Annotated in this window: 27 protein-coding genes and 1 tRNA gene; 11 read left to right on the forward strand and 17 right to left on the reverse strand. The window is 45.1% G+C overall.

Annotated elements, in window-relative coordinates; genetic code table 11:
• Positions 1 to 359 precede the first annotated feature (359 nt).
• The gene (locus tag BLR06_RS15510; protein ID WP_217636915.1) at positions 360 to 1,688 is read left to right on the forward strand and encodes a helix-turn-helix domain-containing protein; all 1,329 of its coding nucleotides are present in this window, start codon (positions 360 to 362) and stop codon (positions 1,686 to 1,688) included.
• Here BLR06_RS15510 and BLR06_RS15515 read toward each other — a convergent pair.
• From BLR06_RS15515 to BLR06_RS15540, 6 genes are all read right to left on the reverse strand, one after another.
• Entirely contained in the window at positions 1,681 to 2,367 is a 687-nt protein-coding gene (locus BLR06_RS15515; RefSeq protein ID WP_092074512.1) for an HAD family hydrolase, read from the reverse strand. The genes BLR06_RS15510 and BLR06_RS15515 overlap by 8 nt on opposite strands.
• A gap of 70 nt (positions 2,368 to 2,437) precedes the next feature.
• Entirely contained in the window at positions 2,438 to 3,811 is a 1,374-nt protein-coding gene (bioA, locus tag BLR06_RS15520; protein WP_092074513.1) for an adenosylmethionine--8-amino-7-oxononanoate transaminase, read from the reverse strand.
• On the reverse strand, positions 3,808 to 4,545 hold the full coding sequence (bioD, locus tag BLR06_RS15525) for a dethiobiotin synthase (protein ID WP_092074514.1): 738 nt from the start codon (positions 4,543 to 4,545) through the stop codon (positions 3,808 to 3,810). Before bioD ends, bioA begins: the two co-directional genes overlap by 4 nt.
• The gene (gene bioF / locus BLR06_RS15530; protein WP_092074515.1) at positions 4,545 to 5,714 is read right to left on the reverse strand and encodes an 8-amino-7-oxononanoate synthase; all 1,170 of its coding nucleotides are present in this window, start codon (positions 5,712 to 5,714) and stop codon (positions 4,545 to 4,547) included. The genes bioD and bioF overlap by 1 nt, the downstream gene beginning before the upstream one ends.
• The gene (locus tag BLR06_RS15535; protein WP_092074516.1) at positions 5,715 to 6,479 is read right to left on the reverse strand and encodes a 6-carboxyhexanoate--CoA ligase; all 765 of its coding nucleotides are present in this window, start codon (positions 6,477 to 6,479) and stop codon (positions 5,715 to 5,717) included.
• The gene (locus BLR06_RS15540) at positions 6,463 to 6,960 is read right to left on the reverse strand and encodes a hypothetical protein (RefSeq protein ID WP_092074517.1); all 498 of its coding nucleotides are present in this window, start codon (positions 6,958 to 6,960) and stop codon (positions 6,463 to 6,465) included. Before BLR06_RS15540 ends, BLR06_RS15535 begins: the two co-directional genes overlap by 17 nt.
• Positions 6,961 to 7,275: 315 nt before the next feature.
• On the opposite strand from BLR06_RS15540, the gene BLR06_RS15545 reads away from it, so the two are divergent.
• The 3 genes from BLR06_RS15545 (at position 7,276) to htpX (ending at position 10,102) form a co-directional block, all read left to right on the forward strand.
• Positions 7,276 to 8,190: a LysR family transcriptional regulator gene (locus BLR06_RS15545; RefSeq protein WP_245698181.1), complete on the forward strand. Its 915-nt coding sequence runs from the start codon at positions 7,276 to 7,278 to the stop codon at positions 8,188 to 8,190.
• A 337-nt stretch (positions 8,191 to 8,527) separates the two neighbouring features.
• A complete protein-coding gene (locus BLR06_RS15550; protein ID WP_245698182.1) occupies positions 8,528 to 9,232 on the forward strand; it encodes a TerC family protein in 705 nt (234 codons plus the stop codon).
• A gap of 18 nt (positions 9,233 to 9,250) precedes the next feature.
• Complete coding sequence (gene htpX, locus BLR06_RS15555; RefSeq protein WP_092074518.1) at positions 9,251 to 10,102, forward strand: zinc metalloprotease HtpX; 852 nt, start codon at positions 9,251 to 9,253, stop codon at positions 10,100 to 10,102.
• 88 nt (positions 10,103 to 10,190) lie between these two features.
• On the opposite strand, the gene BLR06_RS15560 is transcribed toward htpX, so the two are convergent.
• Positions 10,191 to 10,745, reverse strand: coding sequence for a guanylate kinase (locus BLR06_RS15560; RefSeq protein WP_092074519.1), 555 nt, complete (start codon positions 10,743 to 10,745; stop codon positions 10,191 to 10,193).
• 155 nt (positions 10,746 to 10,900) lie between these two features.
• On the opposite strand from BLR06_RS15560, the gene BLR06_RS15565 reads away from it, so the two are divergent.
• Both BLR06_RS15565 and BLR06_RS15570 read left to right on the forward strand, forming a co-directional pair.
• On the forward strand, positions 10,901 to 11,677 hold the full coding sequence (locus tag BLR06_RS15565; RefSeq protein WP_092074520.1) for a carbon-nitrogen family hydrolase: 777 nt from the start codon (positions 10,901 to 10,903) through the stop codon (positions 11,675 to 11,677).
• 169 nt (positions 11,678 to 11,846) lie between these two features.
• The gene (locus BLR06_RS15570) at positions 11,847 to 12,149 is read left to right on the forward strand and encodes a hypothetical protein (protein WP_092074521.1); all 303 of its coding nucleotides are present in this window, start codon (positions 11,847 to 11,849) and stop codon (positions 12,147 to 12,149) included.
• Positions 12,150 to 12,477: 328 nt separating this feature from the next.
• Here the strand turns inward: BLR06_RS15570 and BLR06_RS15575 are convergent, their stop codons facing one another.
• Positions 12,478 to 14,487, reverse strand: coding sequence for a TonB-dependent receptor plug domain-containing protein (locus BLR06_RS15575; RefSeq protein ID WP_092074522.1), 2,010 nt, complete (start codon positions 14,485 to 14,487; stop codon positions 12,478 to 12,480).
• Positions 14,488 to 15,413: 926 nt separating this feature from the next.
• Here BLR06_RS15575 and BLR06_RS15580 point away from each other — a divergent pair.
• Positions 15,414 to 15,911 (forward strand): cation:proton antiporter regulatory subunit, encoded by a 498-nt coding sequence (locus tag BLR06_RS15580; RefSeq protein WP_092074523.1) that lies wholly within the window; start codon positions 15,414 to 15,416, stop codon positions 15,909 to 15,911.
• Between the two features lie 142 nt (positions 15,912 to 16,053).
• Here the strand turns inward: BLR06_RS15580 and BLR06_RS15585 are convergent, their stop codons facing one another.
• The 9 genes from BLR06_RS15585 to dnaA form a co-directional block, all read right to left on the reverse strand.
• Positions 16,054 to 16,323 carry a LysM peptidoglycan-binding domain-containing protein gene (locus BLR06_RS15585; protein ID WP_173812941.1) on the reverse strand — a complete coding sequence of 90 codons (270 nt, stop codon included), beginning with the start codon at positions 16,321 to 16,323 and terminating at the stop codon, positions 16,054 to 16,056.
• Between the two features lie 220 nt (positions 16,324 to 16,543).
• Positions 16,544 to 16,620 (reverse strand) — tRNA-Pro (locus tag BLR06_RS15590).
• Positions 16,621 to 16,851: 231 nt separating this feature from the next.
• On the reverse strand, positions 16,852 to 18,783 hold the full coding sequence (gene gyrB / locus BLR06_RS15595) for a DNA topoisomerase (ATP-hydrolyzing) subunit B (RefSeq protein ID WP_092074525.1): 1,932 nt from the start codon (positions 18,781 to 18,783) through the stop codon (positions 16,852 to 16,854).
• Between the two features lie 39 nt (positions 18,784 to 18,822).
• A complete protein-coding gene (remB, locus tag BLR06_RS15600; protein WP_092074526.1) occupies positions 18,823 to 19,080 on the reverse strand; it encodes an extracellular matrix regulator RemB in 258 nt (85 codons plus the stop codon).
• Positions 19,058 to 19,969 (reverse strand): DciA family protein, encoded by a 912-nt coding sequence (locus BLR06_RS15605; RefSeq protein WP_092074527.1) that lies wholly within the window; start codon positions 19,967 to 19,969, stop codon positions 19,058 to 19,060. The genes remB and BLR06_RS15605 overlap by 23 nt, the downstream gene beginning before the upstream one ends.
• Complete coding sequence (gene recF, locus BLR06_RS15610) at positions 19,909 to 21,015, reverse strand: DNA replication/repair protein RecF (protein ID WP_092074528.1); 1,107 nt, start codon at positions 21,013 to 21,015, stop codon at positions 19,909 to 19,911. The genes BLR06_RS15605 and recF overlap by 61 nt, the downstream gene beginning before the upstream one ends.
• A gap of 10 nt (positions 21,016 to 21,025) precedes the next feature.
• Positions 21,026 to 21,241, reverse strand: a complete 216-nt coding sequence (locus BLR06_RS15615; RefSeq protein ID WP_092074595.1) for an RNA-binding S4 domain-containing protein — start codon at positions 21,239 to 21,241, stop codon at positions 21,026 to 21,028.
• Positions 21,242 to 21,345: 104 nt separating this feature from the next.
• A complete protein-coding gene (dnaN, locus tag BLR06_RS15620; RefSeq protein WP_092074529.1) occupies positions 21,346 to 22,455 on the reverse strand; it encodes a DNA polymerase III subunit beta in 1,110 nt (369 codons plus the stop codon).
• Between the two features lie 247 nt (positions 22,456 to 22,702).
• Entirely contained in the window at positions 22,703 to 24,202 is a 1,500-nt protein-coding gene (gene dnaA / locus BLR06_RS15625) for a chromosomal replication initiator protein DnaA (RefSeq protein WP_092074530.1), read from the reverse strand.
• Positions 24,203 to 24,694: 492 nt separating this feature from the next.
• On the opposite strand from dnaA, the gene rpmH reads away from it, so the two are divergent.
• The 4 genes from rpmH to BLR06_RS15645 all read left to right on the forward strand — a co-directional run bounded on the left by rpmH (position 24,695) and on the right by BLR06_RS15645 (position 26,204).
• Positions 24,695 to 24,829, forward strand: coding sequence for a 50S ribosomal protein L34 (gene rpmH, locus BLR06_RS15630; RefSeq protein ID WP_092074531.1), 135 nt, complete (start codon positions 24,695 to 24,697; stop codon positions 24,827 to 24,829).
• Positions 24,830 to 24,877: 48 nt separating this feature from the next.
• A complete protein-coding gene (gene rnpA, locus BLR06_RS15635; RefSeq protein WP_092074532.1) occupies positions 24,878 to 25,225 on the forward strand; it encodes a ribonuclease P protein component in 348 nt (115 codons plus the stop codon).
• Positions 25,226 to 25,236: 11 nt separating this feature from the next.
• The gene (gene yidD / locus BLR06_RS15640) at positions 25,237 to 25,443 is read left to right on the forward strand and encodes a membrane protein insertion efficiency factor YidD (RefSeq protein ID WP_092074533.1); all 207 of its coding nucleotides are present in this window, start codon (positions 25,237 to 25,239) and stop codon (positions 25,441 to 25,443) included.
• 104 nt (positions 25,444 to 25,547) lie between these two features.
• Positions 25,548 to 26,204, forward strand: a complete 657-nt coding sequence (locus BLR06_RS15645; protein ID WP_092074534.1) for a YidC/Oxa1 family membrane protein insertase — start codon at positions 25,548 to 25,550, stop codon at positions 26,202 to 26,204.
• Positions 26,205 to 26,206 lie beyond the last annotated feature (2 nt).

The following is a 26,206-nucleotide window of genomic DNA, read 5'->3' on the forward strand; positions in this document are numbered from 1 at the left end:
CTTTTTTTAAGAAAAGGATGAAGAAATCAATGATCGGGCAACAGAGAAAAAAGCAGAGACTGGATATTTCGTCCAGGTTCTCTGCTTTTCCTCTGCGTTTAATCAGGGCTGCACCGCCCTCTCCCTCAGCCGGCAGGGATACAATGTCCTGCAGTAATTGGATGTTGTTTTCTCGCTTTATCATTATCTTTACGTCTTTTTTTGCATCTGCGGCAGCTAAATTTTATCTTGTTTGCTTTGTCTATTGCTGCAATGGGTTGAATTTTGGACTATTCAGGGAGATTTCAAAGGGTATCTTTGCATGCTATAATAATACTACTATCCCATGTTAGCAAAATGAAGCAGGAGAAAGCAGGTCATTGATGAGTAAAATCGGCATAGTAGGACCAGCCACATCTGTGGAACGCATCCTCAGCATTATTGAAAAATCGAAATATACGAATATGGAATTTATTCCTTTTCCCTATAATGAAATTTATGAAACAGCGGATATTGTCAAAAATAATTATGCAAAGGTGAAAGGCTGGCTTTTTTCCGGCCCGGCGCCCCTGATGATGGCCAAAAAGGCATTAGGCTCTAATGATAATTTATCCTATTGTCCCGGGATAGGCGCAGGCATTTATCGCAGCTTTATGCAAATAGCCTACCATCAAAAAAAACTGGTTAACCGTATTTCAATAGATATGGTGGACGGAGCGGATGATGTCCACGAAAGTTTGCTTGAATTGGGCATTCCCAATAGTGATATGATCATAAAGCTCTATGATCACACCGTCAGCTTAGATGAGCTTGCCCAATTTCATCTGCAACTGATCAAAGCAGGTAAAACCGACGCTGCGATTACTTCGCTGGATTCGGTTTATACTGTATTAAAAAAGGAAAACATCCTCGTATACCGAAATACGCCCACCACAATGGAAATCCGTCAAGCCATTAAGATTATTGTAGAAAAGGTAACTGCCAGTTATTTTAAAAATACGCAAGTCGGTCTGGCCATTTTGCAAGTTGAAAATTTTGATGAGATGATTGAAAAAATCAAAACCCCCTATGGCTTGCAATATCTTGAGCTGGATATAAAAAAACTATTATTGAAGTTCTGTGAGGATTTGGACGGCTATCTGGTGGAAAAAGGCCGCGGCCGCTACGAAATATACAGCTCAAGAGGCTCCATTGAAAAAAAATTCACTCCGCTAAAAAATGTCATCAATCAATTATCACTGGAAACCGACTGTGCGATCTCCGTGGGGATTGGCTTTGCTGAAACTGTTTTTACGGCCGAACTGAATGCCCATAAGGCTGTTCAACACGCCAAAAAAAGACAGAATGGCATCGTCATTATCGAAGATGGCGGTCAACTGATTGAAAATGCCGGTGACCAGGACGAATTAACCTACTCCTACTATTCAAATGATAAAGAACTCCTTAGCCGCTTAAATCAAGCAAATATCAGCATAAAAACCTTCAAAAAAATAGAAGCAGTCATCCGGCGAATGGACTGGGATTCTTTTACCTCTGCGCAGATAGCAGCCAAATTGGACGTTACTGACCGCAACATCAGACGTATTTTTAACAGTCTATGCGAGATCGGCTTACTGGAATGTATCGGCGAAACCGATTCCAATATGCGCGGCCGGCCAAGTAAAATTTACAAACTTAACGCGCTCTCCCCAAAAACGCCAATCAGCTAGACAGTTTAGCGATAAATTCCGCCGGAGCCGGCAGTTGTTTCACCGCCCACCAGGGCGCCTGCCCGGACAGGATTTCTACAGAATAATTGCCGGTCGCCACCGCAATGGTTCTTGCGCCGATGGCCTTCCCACAGGCAATGTCATTGGGCGTATCGCCAATAATATAGATATTGTCCGGCGTTACATCAGGGTACAAATTTTGCACTGTCTCAAGCGCGTACCGGGCAATATCATTGCGCTCCAGGCGGTGTTCGCAAAATGCGCTGGCGGCAAAATTAAAATATTTGGCCAGGTCAAAATAGTCCAGCTTAATTTTAGCGCCGCAGCGACTATTGCCGGTCAGCAGCAGCGATACATAGTTTTCGTTTGGATGGAGAGCTTCGAGAATATCCTGCACCGCCGGCAGAATAAGGCCTTTTCTTGCCGCTAAATGCACCGGCAGCACCGCTTCATAACGCTGCGTAAGTGCGCTGATATCCTGTCCGGAGGGCTGTCTCTTAAGAATATTTTGAATGATTTGGGCAGCAATATGATTATCGGTCATTCCACTTGTGATCAGCTTGGCAAAGTCTATTTCCCGGCAATAAAGCTCGGCTACGGCCTGCTCAAAGGCATATAATCCAGCTTTGGCTGTTCTAATCAAGGTTCCGTCAATATCCCAGTATAGTATTTTTCTCATCAGCGCCACTCCTTTTTAAGCTCATGATAACATTTTTAGCCAATATTGGCTAACTGCTTTTGTAAAAAACTTAAAAATGCGCGCCGCCGCCGTCATCAACGCTTTGGCCCTGGCTGCATATCTCTTCAACTGAGCGGGCCACAACACCCAGCATCAGATCAATGTCGTCAGGCGAAACGCATAATGGCGGCATAAATACCACCACATCGCCTACCGGACGAATAAATACCCCATACTCGCGGGCTTTGGCGCAAACCTTGGCGCCTATACACTGCTCCCAGGAGTAAGGCTGTTTTAATTCTTTATTCTGCATCAGCTCGATACCGGCAATCATACCGCACTGACGGGCATCACCGACATGCTCGTGCTCCTTCAGTTTAGCCATATTTGCACTGATTGCCGCAATCTTGGGAGCAAGGCCGGCAATCACCTGCTCGTCGGAAAAAATTTTTAAACTGGCTAAAGCCGCTGCACAGCCCAACTGATTGGCAGTATAGGAATGCCCATGATAAAAGGTCCGCTTCTCCGCCATTTCTCCCAAAAATTCGTTATAGATCCGGTCAGTGGTCAGAGTTGCCGCCAACGGTAAATACCCGCCGGTAATTCCTTTGGACAGGCACATGAAATCCGGATCGACATTTTCATGCTCACAGGCAAACAACCGGCCGGTCCGCCCAAAACCGGTCGCCACTTCATCGGCAATCAGCAGTACATCATATTTCCGGGTCAGTTCCCTCACCCTGGCCAGATAGCCAGGCGGCGACATTAGCATGCCCGCAGCAGCCTGAACCAGCGGTTCGATGACCAGGGCGGCAATTTCGTGATGCTTTTCCTCCAGCAGCTTTTCCAGCTGCCGGGCACAGGCCAGGTTGCAGCTTGCCGGACTGTCAGCCAGCCTACAATGATAACAGGAGGGCGACGGTATATAAAATGGCGCAAACAACAACGGCTTAAATACCCGGTGGAACAAATCAATGCCGCCGACACTGACTGTACCCACAGTATCGCCGTGATAGGCCTGTTCCAGCGCTACAAAGCGCTTTTTGTCCGGCCGGCCTTGATGACGCCAATACTGAAAAGCCATTTTTATGGCTACCTCAACCGCTGTGGAGCCGTCATCGGAATAAAATACTTTGGTTAGGCCGGCCGGCGCAGCCTTAATGAGTTGTTCGGCATACTCTGCGGCCGGCATATTGGCCAGGCCCAAGGCAGTGCTATGCGCGACCCGCCCAAGCTGCCTGATGATTGCCTGATCTATTTCCGTCCGGCGATGGCCGTGTATATTCACCCATAGTGAAGAAACGGCGTCATAGTATTCCCGCCCGTTACTATCGATTAGCTTTATCCCATTTGCATCAGTAATTACTGTCTGGGAATGTTCCAGCCATCCTTTCATCTGAGTGAAAGGATGCCAGATATATTGTTTATCTTTAGCCTCAATCATTTATCCTGTCCCTCCATAGCGGCAAGCAGACGGTCAACAGCCAAATGCCGCTCCGCCAATTCAGCCAACCCTTCCAGCCGGGCGCCGGCGACGCTGATTGCCGGAACAAGGGGAAACTTGCCCAATACCGGCAGTTTGGTCAGCCGTTCAATGTATTCGATATTGCTGTATTCCAGAATGCCGGCTTGCGCCTCATTCCATTGATTAATGATAATACCGGCGACTTCAATTCCTCGCTGCCTGGCATACCCGGCAGTCAGTACGGTATGGTTAATTGCGCCGAGATACGGCCGGGTGACAATGATTGCCGGCAGGCCCAATTCGGCCATCAGATCGGCAACAGTGTAATCCTCCCACAACGGCGCGGCCATTCCGCCGACTCCCTCAACCAGCGTTTTGTCAAAATGCTGTCCGGCATACCGGCAGCCGGAAATTACCGCCGCCATATCAATGGTTACTCCATCCTGGCGGGCGGCAACAGCCGGAGTCAAAGCCGGCTGCAAACAGACAAAATTGACCAGGGTCCGCTGATCCTCAGCCAGACCGGCGGCTTTTAGTAAAAAATTCGTATCTTCCGCGGCCAATTGGCCGTTATCATCTGCTGTACCACCGGAGGCCAGCGGCTTGAGCGCCCCGACATTAATACCGCGTGCTTTAAGCGCAGCCGCAATTGCTCCGGTAATGACCGTCTTGCCAGCATCAGTGTCTGTGGCTGTGATAAATAAACCTTGCATTAATGGTCACCTCTTTTCAGTTTGTTGACTGCTGCCGCAATTTGATCAATTGCCAGGCTAAGTTCAGCCTGATCATGAGCTGCCGAAACGGCAATTCTAAGACGGCTTTCCCCTTCCGGCACCGTCGGCGGCCTGATTGCCGTAATAATCAAACCGCCCTGCCGCAACTCTTCCGCCAGTTTAACGGCAGTACCGGCTGGGCCAACACCTACCGGGATGATCGGGGTTATCCCGCCAACCACCGGTAAACCGGCCGCCGACAGGCCCCGGCGCATAAAGCTGCTGTTGCTGCTAAGCTTTTCAGTCAATGCGGGCTCAGCTTCGATCAGCTCAAGCGCAGCCAGGGCTGCGGCAACAGCAGCCGGAGCCAGGGCAGTGGAAAAAATAAAACTGCGGGCTGTATTAACCAGATATTCCACCAGTTGACGGCTGCCGGCCACATATCCCCCTTCAGCAGCCAAAGCCTTGCTTAAAGTCCCCAGCTGAATATCAATTTGCCCTTCTAAGCCAAAATGGACCGCCGTACCGCGCCCTTGCCCCAAAACTCCGGTGGAATGAGCGTCATCTACCATGGTCAGTGCATCGTATTTCTTCGCCAGCTTTACGATTTCTTCCAGCGGCGCAATATCCCCGTCCATGCTAAATACGCCGTCTACAACAATCAGCCGCTGACCGGAACAGGGCGTTTCGGCTAAACACTGCGCCAAATGCGCCATATCCGAATGGCGAAATACTACCGTCCGGGCTTTGCTCAACCGGCAGCCGTCAATGATGCTGGCATGATTTAGCTCATCACTGAAAATAGTATCAGCCCGGCCCATCAATGCGCTGATTGTACCGATATTCGCCATATAACCGCAATTGAAGACCACAGCGGCCTCCGTTCCTTTGAAAGCCGCCAGCCGGCCTTCGAGTGACGAATAGACAGGATGTGTGCCTGTTGTCAGTCTTGCCCCGCCTGACCCGCTCCCATAGTTGGCTACCGCTTCAATGGCCGCCTGCCGTACCCGGGGATGATGCGTTAGCCCAAGATAATTATTGGCGGCCAGCAGCAAATAAATCTGTCCGTCCAGCCGGACGTGAGTCGCATCGACCGGCTCATAAGCAATCGTCTGGCGGTATAGATTTTTTTGCCTTGCCGCCAGTAAATAGTCCTGTAAAAAATCCACTTATTCAGCCTCCTCGGGGGTAACTACCAAAACCGGCTGTGTTTCAAGATAGTGCATCAGTTCGGTAATATTTGTCTCCGGCCTGATAAAAAACAGCCGCCCGCCTTGCATAACGCCATATGGTTTAAGCTGGGGAAATCTCATGTACCCGCTGGCTGACGCGACATAGCCGGCCGTGTATTCGGGGTCATCCGACCAGCATAATTCAGCGATAACACCGGAAGCGGCGGCCACTTTGGTAGCCAATACCACTGCTTCCCGGATATGTATTCCAGTAAAGCCCCGCTTTTCCAGCCAGGCGGCGAAGCGGTTCTGATCGTCAATGTCCATTCGCGACACCCGGATTCCGCGCCCGTCAGTACCATCCAGCCGCTGCCCGGTTACACCACAAATCAGCATGGCGCCGCGCATGCTGTCTTTTAACGCCAGCAACCGCTCCATACCGGCATCGGCCGCAGGCGATTTAACGCCGGCGGCAGCCAGGGCCGCTTTGGCTGCTGCCCGTCCGGCCGAAACATCAGCAGCCGCAACTGTTGTCATTGGCAACAGTTCCAGCCGGCGAATGTTTTCCGTTGCAACAGCCTCAACGGTAATGTTGATAAAATCCGTTTGCCCGCGGCTGTGCGAGAATGCCCGTTCCACCATAGACTGCGTCAGCGCGCCTATCTGATCCCTGCTGACCAGCCGCTCAGCCCCCGAAATATGCCGGCCGCCATCCTCGTGTGCAGCGCCCTGCGCCGCCCGCATTCTAACGCTGTAAATCATTGACCGGCTCCCTCCCGGCTCGTGATTTAACCTTTTCGAGCATCAGAGTCAGCGGCCAGGCGGCGGCGGCGGTATACAGCATACCGGGCGCCGCCGCTATTAACAGGGGAATAACGGCCTTACCCAGTAATCCGCCCATTGCCAGCCGGGCCATTGCCGACCCAATCGGCCCGGCAATGGCGACCACTGGCCAGGCAGTGCCGAAAAATCCTAATACACCGCCGACGGTCAGCCTGAAAATCATGGCAATAAATACATTCAACAGGTTTTGCATTCCTAACATCAGTCCGATGATACTGGCCATAATTCCGGCAGTAATGTATTTGGTAAAACCAAACGCTGCACAGATTGCTACTGCCAGTGGCGCAGACAACTGAAATTCCGTTCCGGGGATCAGGCCAGGCAGCTTTACTGCCCCGGTAACGGCAATCAGCGCGGCCAATAAACTAATTTCAGTCAGCCACCGGATTTTATTCGGCATATCCTTCCCCTCCAAATTACATTGAAATGCTTGAATTCCTCGAACATCACGGCCCAATACCAACAACACCCGATTAAGTTAACCAACCACTATCAATTAACTGTTATACTTAATCGTTAACCAAAATAATAAATATGGTTAACGATTTTATTATATAATAATTACTATGCCGAGTAAATGTTTAAAGCTGAATTAAATCCATAGGTACTGTCAACAATGATATAACTTGTATTTTCTTTGGGCTGTTTGTAAAATATGGTATGATAATACAATACCGGGTTCATACTGTAAAGATTAATGAATCGGAAGAACGAGGTGAAAGAATTGGATGTACGGCATTTGACCTACTTTATTGAGGTTGCACGTCATAAAAGCTTTACCAAAGCAGCCCAGGCCCTTCATATTACGCAGCCTTCAATTAGCAAAATGGTAAAAATTCTGGAAGAAGAACTTGAGGTCACGCTGTTCAATCGCACTGCCAAACAGGCTGAACTGACCGATGCCGGCAAAGCCGTCTTGCGGCAGGCGCAGCAAATCGTTCATTCTGTGCAAAACCTCACCTCAGAATTGTCCGATGTGATCAACATAAAGAAAGGCAATATTATTATTGGTCTGCCTCCAATGGTCGGCGTGAGCTTCTTCCCCAGCGTTATTGGCGATTTTAATCATTTATACCCGCAGGTTACCCAAAAATTAATTGAGGTAGGGTCAAAACAAGTCGAGCATGGCGTCGAAGACGGCAGCCTGGATATCGGCGTCGTGGCCTTACCGGTGAAAAATGAACTATTCAACATGTTCTCCTTTGTCAGGGAACCCATGCGGCTTATTGTATATCCTGAGCATCCTCTGACAGATAAAGAGCTGGTGGGCTTTTCCGAGCTAAAAGAGGAACATTTCGTGCTGTTTCGCGAAGATTTTACGATCCGTGACCGTATTCTGGAGCGCTGCAGCCAAAATGGCTTTTATCCAAAAATTGTTTGTGAAAGCTCTCAATGGGATTTTATTGCGGAAATGGTTGCAGCCAAATTAGGCATTGCCTTCCTGCCTGATACCATTACCAAGGAACTGCCGGCCAGCCGGATTAAGGTTCTGGAATTGGATCAACCGGAAATCCCCTGGCATTTGGCAATCATTTGGCGAAAGGATAAATATTTATCCTTTGCTGCCCGGGAATGGCTTAAATTTACCAGCAACCGCTTTGGCATTCAGTTTGATTTAACAACAAAATGATATTTGACGCTTATGAATGTTTATGCTATACTAATATTCCAAACGAATAATGCTAATACTTTTCCTACAAGGGGAGTAGCTGTACAGTCTTTGTCGACACTTCGGGATTTTATCCCCGGCAAAGCTGGCAATCAAGTTGTAAGCCAGACCTTGTCTCTCGACAGAGACAAGGTCTTTTACTACCTATTTGGGCCTTAATTGATGAAATTGTCTCTGTCTGAAGCATTTTCTCATTAATTGAGGTGAATAACATGTAAACGATTAGCTATGATAAAGAGTATATTAAATTCAAATAGTATGATCATTTAGTTTAAGTGGCGGAGGAGACGAATAGATAATGTTTGAAATAATGCATTTAAATCCCGACTGGTTGGTAGCCTTGGGCAGTATTTTACTGCTGGACTTACTTTTGAGTGGGGATAATGCTATAATTATAGCACTAGCCTGCAAGGACTTACCACCAGAACAGCGCAAAAAAGCGATTTTTTGGGGCTGTGCCGGGGCAATTGCCCTACGGATAAGCTTAACGCTCATGGCTGCCTGGCTCTTAGAAATACCATATTTACAGTTTGCCGGCGGCATCGCCTTATTATGGATTGCTGTTAAACTGCTGGCCAAAGACCCCAAGGTAGTTCATGTCGACAATTTTTCCAGCCTGGGCGCCGCTGTAAAAACGATCCTGTTTGCCGATTTGATTATGAGCCTCGATAATGTTTTATCACTGGCTGCAGTAGCCCAAACCGTGCCTGAAAGCAAATATTCCTTACTGATCATTGGTTTGCTGGCCAGCATTCCGCTGGTCATCTGGGGTTCTCAGATATTCCTGAAAATAATGGATAAGTATCCTGTGATCATCTATATTGGCGCCGGTATTTTAGGTTACGCTTCTGCTGAAATGGTTGTCGCCGATAAAATTACAGGTCCGCTGCTGAATCAATACAGCATCTATATTCAGGTAGTATTCGTTATTTTCGTACTGGCATTGGGCCACTATCTTAAAATTCGCCATAGAAATGCGCAAATTAACCCATCTGAAAATTAACATTAGGAGGGATTTAATATGAATACTGTAAAAACAACGATACTGCTGGCTGCATTAACCGGTCTCTTAGTTGCCGTAGGTGGTGCATTCGGCGGAAAATCAGGGGCAACCCTGATGCTGCTCGTCTCTTTTGCCATGAATTTTGGCAGCTACTGGTACAGTGACAAAATCGTCCTTAAGATGTATAAGGCTCGTCCCGTCACCCCTGAGCAGGCGCCAGACCTGTATAAAATGGTTGCCCGTCTGACTCAGCGCGCTAAAATGCCTATGCCTAAAGTCTACATCATTGACAGTGAGGTTCCCAATGCCTTTGCTACCGGCCGTAATCCTGAAAATGGCGTAGTTGCGGTAACAACAGGGATTATGCGCGCTCTGAATTACGATGAGCTCGAAGGAGTCGTAGCTCATGAACTGGCTCATATTAAAAACCGCGATACACTGATCAGCACGGTTGTCGCTTCTATCGCCGGCGTAATATCCTGGATCGGCACGATGGCGCAGTGGGCTGCTATTTTTGGCAGCAATCGCGATGATGAAGAAGGCGGCGGCATCGCCGGTTTAATCTTTACCATTGTTGTAGCGCCACTGGCCGCAACCTTAATTCAGCTTGGCATTTCCCGGTCCCGTGAATTTGAAGCCGATCAAAGCGGCGGACAGATATCCGGTAATCCACTGGCCTTAGCCAGCGCATTACAAAAAATTGAGCATTATGCCAAACACGCCGTTATGCAGCAGGCTACCCCTGCTACCTCTCATATGTTTATCATCAATCCGTTAAGCGGTGTCCGCGGAACCATCAACAGCTTATTCAGTACACATCCAACAACTGCCCAGCGGGTAGCAAAATTGCAGGAACAAGCCCGAAAATAAGCTGAACAACTACGAGATAGCAGGCTGATCACAGCCTGCTATCTCTTTAGTTCACTTCACCGGATACAGCCGGCCGATCATATGCTCATTACTGCTCGACCGCCGGGACAGACAGCCCCATAATCGCCATCACCTGTCGCACAGCGCTATCGATGGTCTTAGTATTTTTAACAACATAATCGGTTAATTGCCAATGATTGAATTCGCCATTTTTTTGGGCGTATTCCAAACGGCGTTGAATCGTTTCATTGCTTTGACCGCGATTCAGCATCCTGTCAATAATTGTAGTATCGTCTATCATAATATAGATAGACTCCAGCCTTTCGCCAAGCAGTTTTTTCAGCTGCTCCAGGCCGGTCCGTTCGACCACAACAATACTTAAAGGCTGCTCTTTGACTTTTTTCAGCACTTCCTGTTTGCTTAAGCCATAGTACTGGCCGGAGTAATTTACCCGTTCAATCAGATCCATTTTGGCAAATTCTTCTTTGGAAACGAAATAATAGCTTTCCCCGTTTATTTCTCCTTCACGCGGTTGACGGGTTGTATGGCTGACCATCTCCGGGATGCCATAGCTGGCGAGGCGGTTAGCAATAGAGGTTTTACCTGAAGCCGGCGGTCCAATGATGACAAAAACTTTATTCATTAAAATACCCCCTATTCGTTTTTCGCTTGTCTGCTACTTCCATTATACATAAAATTACCATAAAAAGAACAGCCTGTCTTACGGCTGCTGCGCTTTAACCGGCAATTTGTTAAAATAGTAAGTAAACTGCTGAATAAAGGAGTTGACTAACCCTCATGAAAGTTGCTGTACTGCAAATGAATGTCCGATTGGGCGATGTTGAGGCCAATCGTCAAAAAGCACTGCATATGATCCATACCGGTTTGGCTCACCATGCTCAACTGTTTGTGTTGCCCGAAATGTGGACCACCGGTTATCGGCTGGACCAGATTCATACCCTGGCTGAACCGGAAACTGGGCCGACACTGCTGCTGCTGCAGCGGCTGGCCCGGGAATACAGTATAGAAATTATTGCCGGCTCAATCGCCGAAAGCCGTAACAGCAAAATTTACAATACCGCATACGCTATTGATAAGACGGGCGCAATCATTGCAAAATACAGCAAAATCCACCTGATTGGCCTAATGGCGGAAGAAAAATATATCAGTCCCGGAGACCGTAAATGCAGTTTTGAGCTAAGTACCGGTCCGGCAGGCCTGATCATCTGTTATGACATTCGTTTTACCGAACTGCCGCGCTCTCTGGCGCTTGAGGGCTGCACGACTTTATTTATTCCGGCCCAATGGCCTGAACAAAGAGGAGAGCACTGGAGAGTTCTTAATCAGGCCCGGGCAATCGAAAACCAGCTGTTTGTTATTAGTGCCAATACGGTCAACGGCCGGGGCAATGGAAAAATGTACGGTCATTCCATGATTATTGATCCCTGGGGAAAAATTATTGCCGAAGGCGGCAGTACAGAAGAACTTATCCTGGCTGATGTTGACTTTTCAACGGTGGCCGACATACGAAAAAGACTGCCGGTGTTTACCGACCGGCGGCCTCAATATTATTAATAAATGGATCTTTCGGCAATCCTCTCCGCTGTCATTAAAGAACCCGCAACAAACGGCAGGGAATACACCAATAATTTTATTTTTTTCGCGGGACTAAATTGATTCAAAGCAGGCGTCAGCAGCATAGTATGGTAAAGCACCAAACGTAACGAGTGAAGGAGTGTGACCTATGGCGATCAGAATAGATGTCCGTGATATTTTAGAGGTATTTTTAATTGCCAATATTGGACCTATTACCCAAAATAGTCTTAATATTAATTTCCCGCCGGAATTGCAGACTTTCGTTGATACGCAAGTCATCAACAACATTGGCTCGCCAAGCTATGACGCCAGTTTTTCGTCAGATTTAAGGGATGTGCTTAGTACGTTCATTTTAGATAATCTGAATACCTTAGAAAATGTGAATAGCGTAAACAATACCATGACCGCAAATGATACCACGACCGTAAATACCCCTGAAACTCCAACATAAACTTGGCGGCCTTGGCGAAAGCGCAAGCAGCCGATCAAAATTACTTCTGCTTCTCAATCTATAAAGAACAAAACACAAAAGCGAGAGCCTTCCGATCCGCTCTCGCTTTTGCCGCCTCTATACCCTTTGCCATCCTACCACAGTTTTACCTGCGGTAGTTCCCCATACATTATGATACACGGTTTTTGTTTAAAACACAAGTTTAAATAAGCAACTTTTTAGCATTTTTTTATATTTTTTTAAGTAAAATAACCTCATAAATTGGTGCATTGACATAAAAAACAGCACCAACCTTTGGTATAATCAGCTCACCACAATCCAAACCAAATCAGAAAGTATATTTCATGCCGCCGCGCCAAACACGTCCATCGGCAAAGAGATTGGTATCCTGCTCATCGAAAATATTGTTAATGCCAACGTAAGCGCTGAGGCTATCATTGAATTTCTTATTGACCACCAAGTTTAAGGTATTCAGATGGGTCGTACCGACATCCTCACCCAACTCATATCTGTAGTTAAGCAGCCATTCCTGCCAGAGAGTAGCTGTGACGCCGCTCTTCGCTGCGTCATCAAACTTCAGCATCAGCTTGACACTATGGCGGGCGCGATTGGCCAGGCGCTCACCTGTATCGCTGTTATCAGCATCCAGATAGGTATACGTGCTACGCAAAGCAAACTTGTCACCTAATTTCTGCTTGGCCTCCGCCTCCAGGCCCTGGATGGTCGCATTGTCAACGTTATAATACTTGTAGGTATAAAGTCCCGATGTAACCCCCTGGTATTCATAGTCAATCATTTCCTTCACCTTATTGTGGAAGTAGGACAGCTTGCCGGAAGTGCGGCCTTGCTCCGCCTCTAGGCCGATATCGAAGTTCACGGCCGTCTCCGGGCGCAGGTCCTTATTGCCCAGAATATAGGCATAGCCGCTGTGAGACCAGTCCATATAGAGCTCACTGGCCGTCGGAGCACGGTAGGCACTACCGAAGTTGGCCTTCAAACGACTGTTTTTGCTCAAATGGTAAGTGCTGCCCAGCTTGGCGGTCACCTTGCTGCCAAACACATCGCTGTAATCCCAGCGCACGGACGGTATCAGCAGCCAGTTGCGGCCGGCCAGCCATTCATCCTGTGCATAGAGCGCCGCGTATTTCATGTCCGACTCTTCGGTCAGGCGCGTGGAATCATATTTTTCCAGGCGATACTCACCGCCTAAGGTCAGCAATTGATTATTGCCCATCTGCAAAGAACGCTTGCCATCAATAGTCGTTGAATTAAAAGTCATATCATCAGTACTGGAAAGATCTCCCGCAGAATGAAGTTTGCCCGAATAGCTGGAGTAATAGACCTCCTGCTCCTTATTGAATCTCGTATGGTATACACGCAGCTCATAATCGCCCAAATGGTCCTTGCCCTTATAGCCGAGGCCGGTAGTCCAGCGTTCATGGTCAAAGAGGTTGCGATACCCGGCTGTCAAGACTGTAGCGCTGTAATTAGGCGTACTAACAATGTGACTGGTAAACGATTGGGACTCGAGGTCTTCCTTCATATAATCAAAGAAGAAATCCAGTTCTTTGTTCTCCGACAAGTCATAGCGGCCATCAAAATTAAAGAAATACCGCTTACCATACTGGTTCGTTGTATTAGTCAGCATCGAATATGTACCAGTACCAAGGCTGATGACCTGGTCCGTGCTGCCAAGATACCCCCAATTCTTGGTATCACTGTACTTGGCATCGATATCGAACGACCACTTGCCCTGCTGACCGGAGCCCACGTGAAAATAACCATCCTTTTCATGGCTAGTCCAGTCGTTCCCCACCGTTATCTCCGGCGCAGCTGATTTTTTGGTGATGATGTTGATGACACCGCCCATAGCATCAGAACCGTACAAGGAACTCACCGTGCCACGCACGATCTCGATATGATCAACGTTAGACATATTCACGCGGTTCAACTCATATTTATTAGCCGAATCGTTGGTGTCCTCAGTACGGACGCGGCGTCCGTTGACCAGTATCAGCGTCTGGTTGTTGTTCATGCCACGCAGGCTGACATTGTTACCCATCGCGCTCTGCGTGATATTGAGGTCTGTGGCCATTTTAAGGGCTTCCGTCAAAGTATTGGCGCCGGTGCGCTCAAGCTCCTCATGGGTAATGACCTCGACGGCCGAAGGCGTTTCTTTCACTTCCTGCTCCGTACGGGAGGCAGTAACAACCACGTCACGGGTCTTCACCGTAGCTGCGGTATCCGTGTCTGCCGCATAGGCATTAACTGGCAGAACGGCGCCGCACAAGGCGGCAACAATCAAGGCAGATTTCTTTTTGCTGATAAACTTAGACATGATATGATGACCTTCTTTCTACTATTTCCTCAATTCTTTAAATGAAACTTATCTTGCTATGTCCCTGCCACATCTTGCTGCAAAGTCTAATTTTCTGCCTCACCTTCCCTTAGCTACGGTCACTTGCAGGCTCTTACCACATCCTGGCGGGCACTGGCAGCCACCGGCAAGTTCAGCGGAACATTCTGCTGATCAGTCATATAAAGCGACCACAATACAAGAATTTTGTCTGACAGAACGGAATATGGCTATAAACAACGTGTGCCTTCGTCATATCTAACCATAAAACCCTCCCTGTTAATAACGATAATCGTTATCAATTATTGATTCGGAAGTCATTTTATCACTACTGAAAATGACTGTCAATCAATTTATTGTGAACTATCTTCACATTTTCCGAACCTAAATTGCAAAAGTAACTTCTAGTTTCCACCCATGACTAAAACTTAGTCTAAAAAAACATTTCTGTGGTATTTTAGTGTGAGAAGAGTCCAACCACAGAAATGTAAAGGAGATAATCATCATGGAGACTGGAAATCCTACGGTGCCTTATTTTTCGCTATGTGCGAAGACATTCAGGATATTAGATTATCGATGCACTCCGCAGCTTGATGACACTTTTTATAGAAATTGCAAATGGATTTACTACGGAAAACACATTAACCATAAAAAGTAAACTGAAGGATTGGATTGCTTCTTAAACCATGTTTGTACAAGTTTTATTCGCCAATTTGTGCCGGGAAAGTTAGTAAAATGATTTTACCGGATGGCCACTGCTATGGTTATCGGCAATTTGACTTTTTTTAACCAGTTGAATATAATTAAAAAATAGCTTAGAATGGAATTGTTTTGCTCAAATGCAGAACCAATCATACTATTAAGTCATTCTGATCTTCGGCTGGTTACTAATTTAGGGAGGTAAATTAATGCTCAATATAAAGGAATCTGATCTTCCCGGTATTGGGAAAAAATATCAGATGAGTACGCGCAGTGGAGACCGAATCGTTTTGGTAATCCATGATGACGACCGCCGGGAAATCTATCATTACGATCCCAAGGATGCCGATGAAATGATTTCATCAGTACTTCTTGATGATGATGAGGCCCGTCAGGCTGCCGCTATTATTGGCGGGATGACTTATAAACCAAAGTCAGTGGAAACCATTGAAGATGCTTTGGACGAATTAGTGATAGAGTGGTATAAAATAGAGAGCGGTTCCGCCTGTATTGGAAAAAGTATTGGCGATTTAAAGATCAGGCAGCACACTGGGGCAACGGTTATCGCCATTATTGAGAAAGATCAAAAGCAAACGGTTAATCCTGGGCCTGATCAAATTTTTACCGCTGAATCCACGCTTGTAGTCGCCGGGGAAAGAAAGCAAATAAAAGCCTTAAAAAGTATTCTTATTGATAAACAATCCTAACCTGCGGAATATACGGCGTAATTCTTTCTATATAACAAAAAATGGGTGTCTTTAATGTAAAGCATTAAAGACACCCATTTTTTATTATATAGACGGCTAAGCGGCTGCCCTGCGGTCATATTCTAACTGCCGGTATACACAATCATTTGACCGGAGGCACTGGTATTTTCAGTTGCTGGCCCGGATAAATCCGGGCATTGCTATTGAGTTTATTTACTTCGCGGATCGCAGTCACCAAATATCTTATATCCTCTTTGTCGCTGACAAACTTGGCGGCAATGATCCAGACACTATCGCCTGCTTGAACATTGATGACCGTATAATGATTAGCGCCGAGATAATCATTAGAGCTTGCTAACGGCATAACCGACCATACTGCCAAAATTAACATAATCCCCAGAATCAATTTCACTTTCGTCACTCCCGAACATATATTCTGATTATATTCTAATACAGTACATATGTTCGAGTCAAGAGGGAACAGCATTTTTTTAAAACTTACGTTTTAACAATTTTTTTGTAGCGGCCGGCATAGAAATAAGACCTTTCAGTCGCAGGATATCTGTGCCGATATCTGCTACTGAAAGGTCTGGTACATAAAAAAAGCTTCCTGACAGGAAGGTTACTTTCTATGGTCGGAGCGGCAGGATTCGAACCTGCGGCCCCCTGGTCCCAAGCCAGGTACTCTACCAAACTGAGCCACGCCCCGAATTTAACAATTTATATTGTCAACATAATATATTTTAATAAAAAGAAGTCACTTAGTCAAGTACTTTTTTTACCAATTCAGGCCGGGCCCGACTCTCACGATAGCTATTCCTACAATCCTTGCTTTTTCTTTTACCGGCAATCGTTCTTTTTGGGCATAAAAACGCCCCCTTCAAAGTTCCAGATTTTTTTCATATCATCTGTCTACTTAAAAGGGAGCATATCCGGTCAGTTAGATATCAAGATTTCTCACGTGCTCGGCATGATCTTCAATAAAACGCCGCCGCGGCTCAACCTTATCCCCCATCAGAATGGAAAAAATTTCGTCAGCCTTTAAACCATCTTCAAGAGTTACCTGAAGAATGGTACGTCCTTCAGGATTCATGGTTGTTTCCCATAATTGTTCAGGGTTCATCTCACCCAAACCTTTATAGCGCTGAACATTAATATTATCACGGCCAATCCGCCCCAGCAGTGTATCAAGCTCATCATCGCTGTACAAATACCAGCTTTCCCGGCCCTTTTTCACCAGATAAAGCGGCGGCTGGGCAATATAAACACGTCCGGCTTCAAGCAATGGCTGCATATAACGATAAAAGAAGGTTAACAGCAGCGTGCGGATATGCGCTCCATCAACATCGGCATCGGTCATAATGATGATCTTCCCGTAACGGCTTTTGTCCAAATCAAACTCATCGGCAATGCCATTGCCAAAGGCAGTAATCATTGTACGTATTTCTTCATTATTGAGAATCTTGTCCAGGCGGGCTTTTTCAACATTGATAATTTTACCGCGTAATGGCAGTATCGCCTGAAAGCGCCGGTCACGTCCCTGTTTAGCAGATCCTCCGGCCGAATCGCCTTCAACCAGATATATCTCTGTTTGCATCGGATCCTTAAGCGAACAGTCAGCCAGCTTGCCGGGCAAGGAACTAAATTCCAAGGCATTTTTTCGCCTGGTCAGCTCCCGGGCCTTCCGGGCTGCATCACGGGCTCGTGCCGCCAGAACCGATTTTTCGATAATTTTTTTGGTTATCGCCGGGTTTTCCTCAAAAAATTCATTTAAGCCTTCACTTACAATGGAATCAACAATTCCCCGTACTTCGCTGTTCCCAAGCTTGGTTTTGGTTTGGCCTTCAAACTGCGGCTCCCGGATCTTAACGCTGATTACCCCGGTCAGGCCTTCTCTGATATCTTCACCGGTCAGATTTTCATCAGCCTCTTTCAGCAAATTAATTCTGCGGGCGAAATCATTTGCTGTTCTGGTCAGGGCAATCTTAAAACCGCTAAGGTGGGTGCCCCCTTCCTGCGTATTAATATTATTGACAAAGCTATGGATGTTTTCCACATAACTGTCATTATACTGCAACGCAATTTCAACAATCGTCGTATCTTTTGATCCGCTAAAATAAATAGGCTCTGGATGCAATACCTCTTTGGCTTTATTTAAATGCTGGACAAAAGACTTGATACCGCCTTCAAAGTAAAAATTTTCACTGTTGCCGTCACGTTCATCCGACAGCTTAATGGTGATGCCTTTGTTCAGAAAGGCCAGCTCTCTTAACCGCTGTTTCAAAATATCGAAGCTATAGACTGTTTCTTCAAATATTTGATCATCAGGTTTAAAGGTCACCTTGGTGCCTGTTTCATCGGCAGCTTCGGCTGCCCCGACAACCGTTAAACACCGGGTAGTTATGCCCCGCTCAAAGGCGATATGGTGGATTTTGCCGTTACGCCTGACTTCAACATCCAATTTGCTGCTTAAAGCGTTTACAACCGAGACGCCGACGCCATGTAAGCCGCCGGAAACTTTATAACCCTCACCGCCAAATTTTCCGCCGGCATGTAATATCGTTAGAACAACCTCCACTGCCGGTTTACCGGTTTCCGGCATTAGATCCACCGGAATACCGCGTCCATTGTCGGTAACGGTAACGCTGTTGTCATGATGTATAGTTACATTGACTTTGTCGCAATAACCGGCCAAAGCCTCATCAATGCTGTTATCAACCACTTCATAAACAAGATGATGCAAACCCTTGGAAGATGTACTGCCAATATACATACCGGGACGTTTACGAACCGCTTCCAATCCTTCCAGAACCTGTATCTGCCCGGCGCCATAATTACCGCAAACAGTGGTATTTTCATCGTTATTATTCATCGTTTACCCCCAACTAAAAATCGCTTGCTTAAATGATGGTTACATTTCCTCTTCGCCATAGTACACTGTTCCCGCCCGCTTTTTTAAGGTCATTGATGAAATTGCCGATAAATATATTTTTTTATCGGTGACAACAAAACTCTTCGCATGGTCAGGCGAAATATCAACAATAAGATTCTTTTCCCGCATATTTTTGATAAAATCTTTATTTATCCCTGAGCGAAATGACTTAAGATCATTGATGGCAATCACATCTCTAAGCGCTACAACAATATCAGATCCTAGGTGTAGAAACATAGCTTTTCCTCCTGAACTTGTCCAGAGTTTTTTTAGTGAGATTTTCCGTAACATCTTCCGGTTTTGCCCCGGTGACCAGCATAACCAGAGTCAGCACTTGTAAATTTTCGCTTCGGCCGCTGTTGATCTCATTAGCCAAAAAAACGGTTAATGCGGTTTTTGCTCTAATAAATTCTTCAGGCAGACATTCCAGATACTTGCACAGTTCAGCATAAGTAAGCCAAGGCGCCTCGGTCAGCAGCTGACGGATATTACTTAATTTGACTTCTCTATTTTCAAGTGAGCATACACTGCAATAAGTCAATTCCTTGGGACATAAACTCTCACAAGTTGCGCATTTATGCCAATTGTTCAATTTTTTCAGCTTTTTGAAAGCCAGATGTTTTTTAATAATTTTAAAAATCTTCTGCCGTAATTTGGTTTCGGCAGTATGCTTTGCCAAATCACTGGCCTGCTGGAGCTCAGATTCATCAAGCTGGATGAATCTTAACTTTTGATTAATTGTTTCCAGTTTTTCCTCATCTTGATTAGTATTCTTGTCCTTTTTTAAATATCCTGCTTGGAAACGAATGTCAATAATGGCTTTTTCACCAATGAAAGCATTCAGCTTGTAAATAATTTCTTCTTTCATCATGGACAGGTGATGGCACCATACGGAATTATTAACCGCAATTAAGAGCGTACCGCGCTGTACACTGGTGGGTACTGCATGGACAGCGATATCTTTACCGACAATTTCCGGCCAATGTAAAATCGCCGATTCGGTATTGTATCTTTTGGCTAAACCAAGATTTTGCAAGGTACTAGGTAGTATGTCCCGTAATTGATTCATACTAAGCACTCCTTTACGTTTCCCGCAGTAACAATATAATATTTTCCCGGTTTCCATTCCGGAAAAAACTTACCATCTGTCGCAGTAATAAACGTTTGAATCCGGTCTTTGATAAAGAAAAGCAGTTGCTCGCGGCGGTTTTCGTCAAGCTCGCTCATCACATCATCAAGCAGTAAGACGGGGTATTCGCCGGTCTCAGACTTGATAAACTCTAATTCGGCGAGTTTTAAAGCCAGAACACCGGTACGCTGCTGACCTTGTGAACCAAAGGTTCTTAAATTCACGCCATTTACAGTTAAGACAATATCATCACGGTGCGGGCCTATCCCTGTACTGCCCCGCAGGATATCAATATTGCGGCTGTCGATCAGCCGCCGGTGGTAACATTCAGCCAGGTTGGGCTGAGCGTCTGTTTCTATACCGCTGGTTTGATATCCTATGAACAAATTTTCTTTGTTATCAGTCATTCTGCGGTGCATTAAATTGGCCAGCATTGCCAGCTTTTTGACTGTTTCCAGCCGCTTTAGAACTAAAGCGGCCGCTAAAACAGCTAACTGATCATCCCAGGAGTCCAGCAAATCGGCTTTGGCTTTTTTTTCCCGGATTTTTTTTAATAAGGTATTACGTTGCATGACAATCCGGTTATACTGCAGCAATTTCCGGTAATAAGAGGGATTGGCCTGTGATATCTCCATATCAAGAAAACGCCTGCGGCCAACAGGCGCTCCTTTAATTAACAGCAAGTCTTCCGGAGAAAACAGCACGACATTTAGAGCGCCCATAAGCTCGCGCGGTTTCACCCGGTGGCTGTTATAGTTAATTTCCTTATTCTGGTTATTGGTAAATTTAAAGTTGAGGTTGTTTTCAATATCCAGCCTGGTAAACCTAATATTGATACTGCCCGCAGGCTGCTGCCACCGAATTAATTCCGCATCAATATTGGTACGATGAGACCGTCCTATTGCACCATAATAGATTGCCTCGAGGATATTGGTTTTCCCCTGGGCGTTGTGGCCTAAAAAGATATTGATATTGTGTGTGAATTTTAATGATAACTTTACATAATTTCTATAATTACGTAAATCAAGTTGATTTATTCGCATAAATATAACCTTATTCTGCGGTTACTTGCCATTTCCCCAGCCCTTCAATCGCAATAATATCGCCAGGATAAACTTTTTTTCGTCTTTCGGTGACAATGACATTGTTCAGCTCGATTATTCCCGCCTCAACCATAGACTTGACTTGCCCTCCGCTTTGAGCGATACCGGCCCATTTCAGCAACTGGTCGAGATGAATAACCGTTGTATTGATCGCTATATCCTCCATGCAGTGATCCTCCACCAATGCAAGCTTATTCACAAGCCTGAATTTGTATTTCAACAGCCGGAATGTAAATGGGCCGTCATTGGACACATCCTCGCCCGCTATGTTTAGTTTGTCCTGACAGGCGTAATAATATAGGTATAATTTGGATCATCCACCGGTTTTAAACTGGCAGGACTCAGTGGCGTATTTAAAGCAAAAGACAGTTGGTCGCTATTGATATTTTTTAAAATGTCGGTGACATATTTAGCGTTAAAAGCAATATCCAGTTCATTGCCGTCAATGCTTGCGGCTACACTTTCCTCAGCCTTGCCGATGTCCGGATTATTAGAGGTAATGAGGATTCTATTATTGCCAAAGGATAACTTAATGACATTGTATTCACCATCGCGCGCCAATAAAGAAACACGTTCCACGGCATCAAGAAATTCGTCCGTATTAATCGTCACTGTAGTGGCAAAGTTAGGCGGTATTACCCTGTTGTAATCAGGAAACTGCCCTTCAATCACTCGTGAGATGATGTAGACGTTATCAAAGGAAAACCCGATCTGATTGCGCTGGCAGCTAATCGTTACATCAGAAGGTACATCGGAAACCATAATTCTGGCCAATTCATTTAAGATTTTGGCTGGGATGATCATTTTCAGGCTTCCGTCAAACTGATCGATGAAATCTTTTTTCAAAGCTAAACGGTGCGTATTGGTTGCTACCATAGTTACATCATGGCCGGCTACTTCCAGTAAGCCGCCGGTGAAGATTGGCCGTGCTTCATCACTGGCGCAGGCAAATACCGTCTTTTTTATCAGCTCTTTTAAGATATTATCCCTGATTTTAAATTCTGTTTCCCCGGCCAGCGGTTTTAAAACCGGAAATTCTTCCGCCGGCAGGCATAAAAGATTAAACTGGGCCAGATTAGAAGTAATTTTAATTGTCCGATCCTCCTGACTGGAGGAAATTTCAATTGTCTCACCAGGCAGTTTTCTCACAACTTCCTGAAAATAGCGGCCGGAAAGTACTACTGTTCCAGGTTCATCGATGTTTGCTTCTATTTTACAGCTTACCCCTATTTCATAATCGGTTGCCTGTAATTCTAAAATATTATTGGAGGCAGCTATATAGATTCCGGTTAGAATCGGCAGTTGAGCCTTGGTCGCCACAGCTTTCTGGACAATTTGCACCGCATGAATCAGCAGGTCTTTGCTACAGGTTATTTTCATTATTTTTCCCTCCATTGGCATATTATTACTGAACAATACATATAATAGTAAAATAGTCGTATTAGTAGTAGGGCCTGTAGATATGTGTATAAATTTGTTGAAGGCTTGTCAAAGCGACAGCTTGGCTGTTGGTAATATGTAGATAAGCCTAACTGCAGTTATGCACATATTCACAGGCTAAGCCTGTTCAAAAGTTAGTCACAGTTGGTATACAGGTTAATCGAATGGTTATAAACAGATTTATGCACTACATGCTTTCAATGCGCTTGATAAGTTCCTTGATGGTATGATTCAGTTTTGTATCCTCGTTTCGTTCACGGCTTATTTTGGCATGGGCGTGAATTACGGTAGTATGATCGCGCCCGCCAAACATTTCACCGATCCTGGGCAATGACGTGTCCGTAAGTTCACGGCATAAATACATGGCAATCTGACGGGGAAAGGCAACATTCCGGGTTCGTTTTTTTGCCAATAGTTCATCCATTTTTATTTTAAAAAAGGAGGCTACAATATCCTGGATAAGTTCCATTGTAATTTGTTTGGGACGGCCATTGGGAAAAATATCTTTTAGCGCTTCAGCTGCCAGATCAATATCAATAGGCTGTTTTGTAAGTGAGGCATAAGCCATTACTCTAATCAGCGCTCCTTCAAGTTCGCGAATGTTGTTGTCGATCCGGCTGGCGATATAAACCATAACGTCATTGTGAACATTGAGATTTTCCAGCATTGCTTTTTTTCGTAGAATGGCAATTCTTGTTTCCAGGTCCGGCGCCTGAATATCGGTGATCAGACCCCATTCAAAACGGGAGCGCAGACGGTCTTCGAGCGTTTGGATATCACGCGGCGGCCTGTCACTGGATATGATGATTTGCTTATTTGCTTCATGCAGGGTATTAAAGGTATGAAAAAATTCTTCCTGGGTATGTTCTTTTTTCGATAAAAACTGGATATCGTCTACGAGTAAGACGTCAATATTCCGGTATTTTTGGCGGAAACTTTCCGGATTGCCATCTCTGATTGAATTGATTAACTCATTGGTAAATTTCTCACTGGAAATATAGACAACTTTCAGACCCGAATGATTTTTAAGTATTCTGTGGCCAATGGCATGCATGAGGTGGGTTTTACCTAAACCAACGCCGCCATAAATAAAAAAAGGATTGTAAACCTGGGCCGGCGCTTCGGCTACAGCCAGCGAAGCGGCATGGGCAAACCGGTTGGAATTGCCGATAACAAAGGTTTCAAAGATATATTTCGGGTTTAGCGGCAGGGATTCTTCAGTTGTTAAAAGTTGGGGCTGTTTAGCATCCGGTTCAGCAGTTTTTGTCATGGGGACAGGGGAGCTGGCAGAGGGAAGTGCAGAATTGGTGTATTGAGCAGTAGTATTTCTGTAAGAATTCCGGGGATAAGCTGCAGTAGCCTGGCTATTTTTTTCTGCCGGAAAATTTTGTGTACTTTCCGGTTCTTCCGGCAGATTAGCCGGTTCAACTTCTAAATCCAGATTTGTAATCTGAATGGTTAAAGAACTTTGGGTGACAGTTTGGACAGCATTGACGATGACCGGCAGATAACGGGATTCCAGCCATTCCTTCATGATTTGTTTTGGTGTACCGATTTCCAGAGTGGTTTCGGTAATGGCTAAAGGAATCGTTGGTTTTATCCAAGTATCAAACGCCAATTTGGACAAATCCTGCTCTAATTTTTTTAAAACTTGCTCCCATATTGCCGGTAATCTAACGTCGTCCATTGATGTCAATCCTTTCTAACGCAAATATCAACAAAATTCATAAACATGCTACATAACTTATCCACAAAACTATCAACAGCTGTGAATAAGTTTTTCCATAAACAGGTAAAATAGACGAAAAAAAAATACAACAGCGGTAAGGAGAAATACTCCGCAGTCTTGTATTTCCTAATATTAAGCACTTACTCACCGTTGTGGATAAATCTGTGTATAAAGAGGGCATTCTGTGAATAACACTTTATTTTATGTAGATAAAAATAGCTTTAGCTGTTTCGTGTGGATAACTTTCAAGAATTATATTAGCAAAAGAATGGAAAGTTATCAACATATTTTTATGCTCATGACAGTGAATTAGAAAATTTATCCACATGTCGCTTAACGTTCATTACGCAATTTTCTTGACACTTTGAGCTGGCTAGTCTATAATTTTTATAGTTAAAATTGATGATTTTGACCGTAGTTTCCGTTTTGTAGTAAGGAGGTGTGTAATAGATGAAACGTACTTATCAACCAAATACATTGTGGAAAAAAAGAACGCACGGATTTCGTGAGCGCATGAAAACCAAAGGTGGTCGTCTGGTTCTCAAGAGAAGACGTGCTAGAGGCAGAAAAAAATTATCTGCTTAGTAGGCCGCTTAAAGTGGCCTATTTTTTCCATATGGTAGGATGATTACTGTGATGTATAAGTTATCCAAGCAGGGAATTCTGCGCAATAAAAATAGCTTTCAGTCTGTATACCGTTCAGGGAAGTCTTATGCCAATAAAACAATGGTGCTTTATGTGCTGCCTAATATTGGCGATCGAAAAACAGGCTTTGCCGCCGGCAAAAGGCTGGGGAATGCCGTTATCCGCAATCGGGTAAAAAGGCTGCTACGGGAGGCTTACCGGCTGAATCAACATCGCTTAAAGCCTGGTGTTGATTTAATACTGGTAGGTCGTCAAGCCATGGTTAAGTCACGATATCAGACCGTTGCCAGGGCTTTTTTGGATTTATGTTCAAAGGCTCGCATTTTAAATGAGTAGGCGGTTTTAAAATGAAAATGATTTTGGTGCTATTCATTAAGTTCTATCGCAATTTTATTTCACCGTTAAAACCGCCTTCTTGTCGTTTTGTGCCCACCTGTTCGGAATATGCATTGCTTGCAATTGAAAAATATGGAGTTTGGCGTGGATTATATTTAGCGATTCGGCGTATCTTACGTTGTCATCCTTTTCATCCCGGCGGTTATGATCCTGTTTAGCCATTACCCGCTTTACGCTGAGCTTCTTTACGTATAAAATTGTGTTTATGCCCGGTCAGCACTGGTATAAATATCACCAATACATAACAAGGATGTGAGATTTTTTGGATATTTTTAATCTTTTTGTGGTTTTTTTACAGGATATCTTAACCTTTTTCTATAATTTTACTTCAACGTTCGGGCTGGCAAACTACGGCACGGCAATTATCTTACTGACAATAGCAATCAAAATGCTGCTTTATCCTCTTACTGCCAAGCAGGTGAAATCCATGAAGGCAATGCAGGAGCTGCAGCCTAAAATGAAAGAAATGCAGGAGAAATATAAGGATAATCCGGAAAAATTACAGAAAGAAATGACGGCAATGTATAAGGAAACCGGAGTAAATCCGTTGGCCGGCTGTTTACCGCTGATCGTGCAAATGCCGATTTTGATTGGTATTTTTTATGCAATCAGAGATTATACTTACCTCAATCCGCCGCCGGATTTTTTATGGATTGCTGATTTGGCCAGGCCTGACTTGACTTATATACTGCCGGTTTTATCTGCTTTGACGACTTATATTCAGCAGAAACAGACGACAGCGGAAGTAACCCAGCAAACCAAAATGATGATGATTTTTATGCCGCTGTTTATTGGCTATATCAGTATTACCTTTCCGGCCGGCCTCGTATTGTACTGGGTAATCAGCAATGTTGTTCAAATTGCTCAGCAATGGTGGATGTATCGTCAGCCACAACAACCGAATGGGGAGGCTGCTTAAAT

This window comes from Dendrosporobacter quercicolus (assembly GCF_900104455.1).
GTDB lineage: Bacteria > Bacillota > Negativicutes > DSM-1736 > Dendrosporobacteraceae > Dendrosporobacter > Dendrosporobacter quercicolus.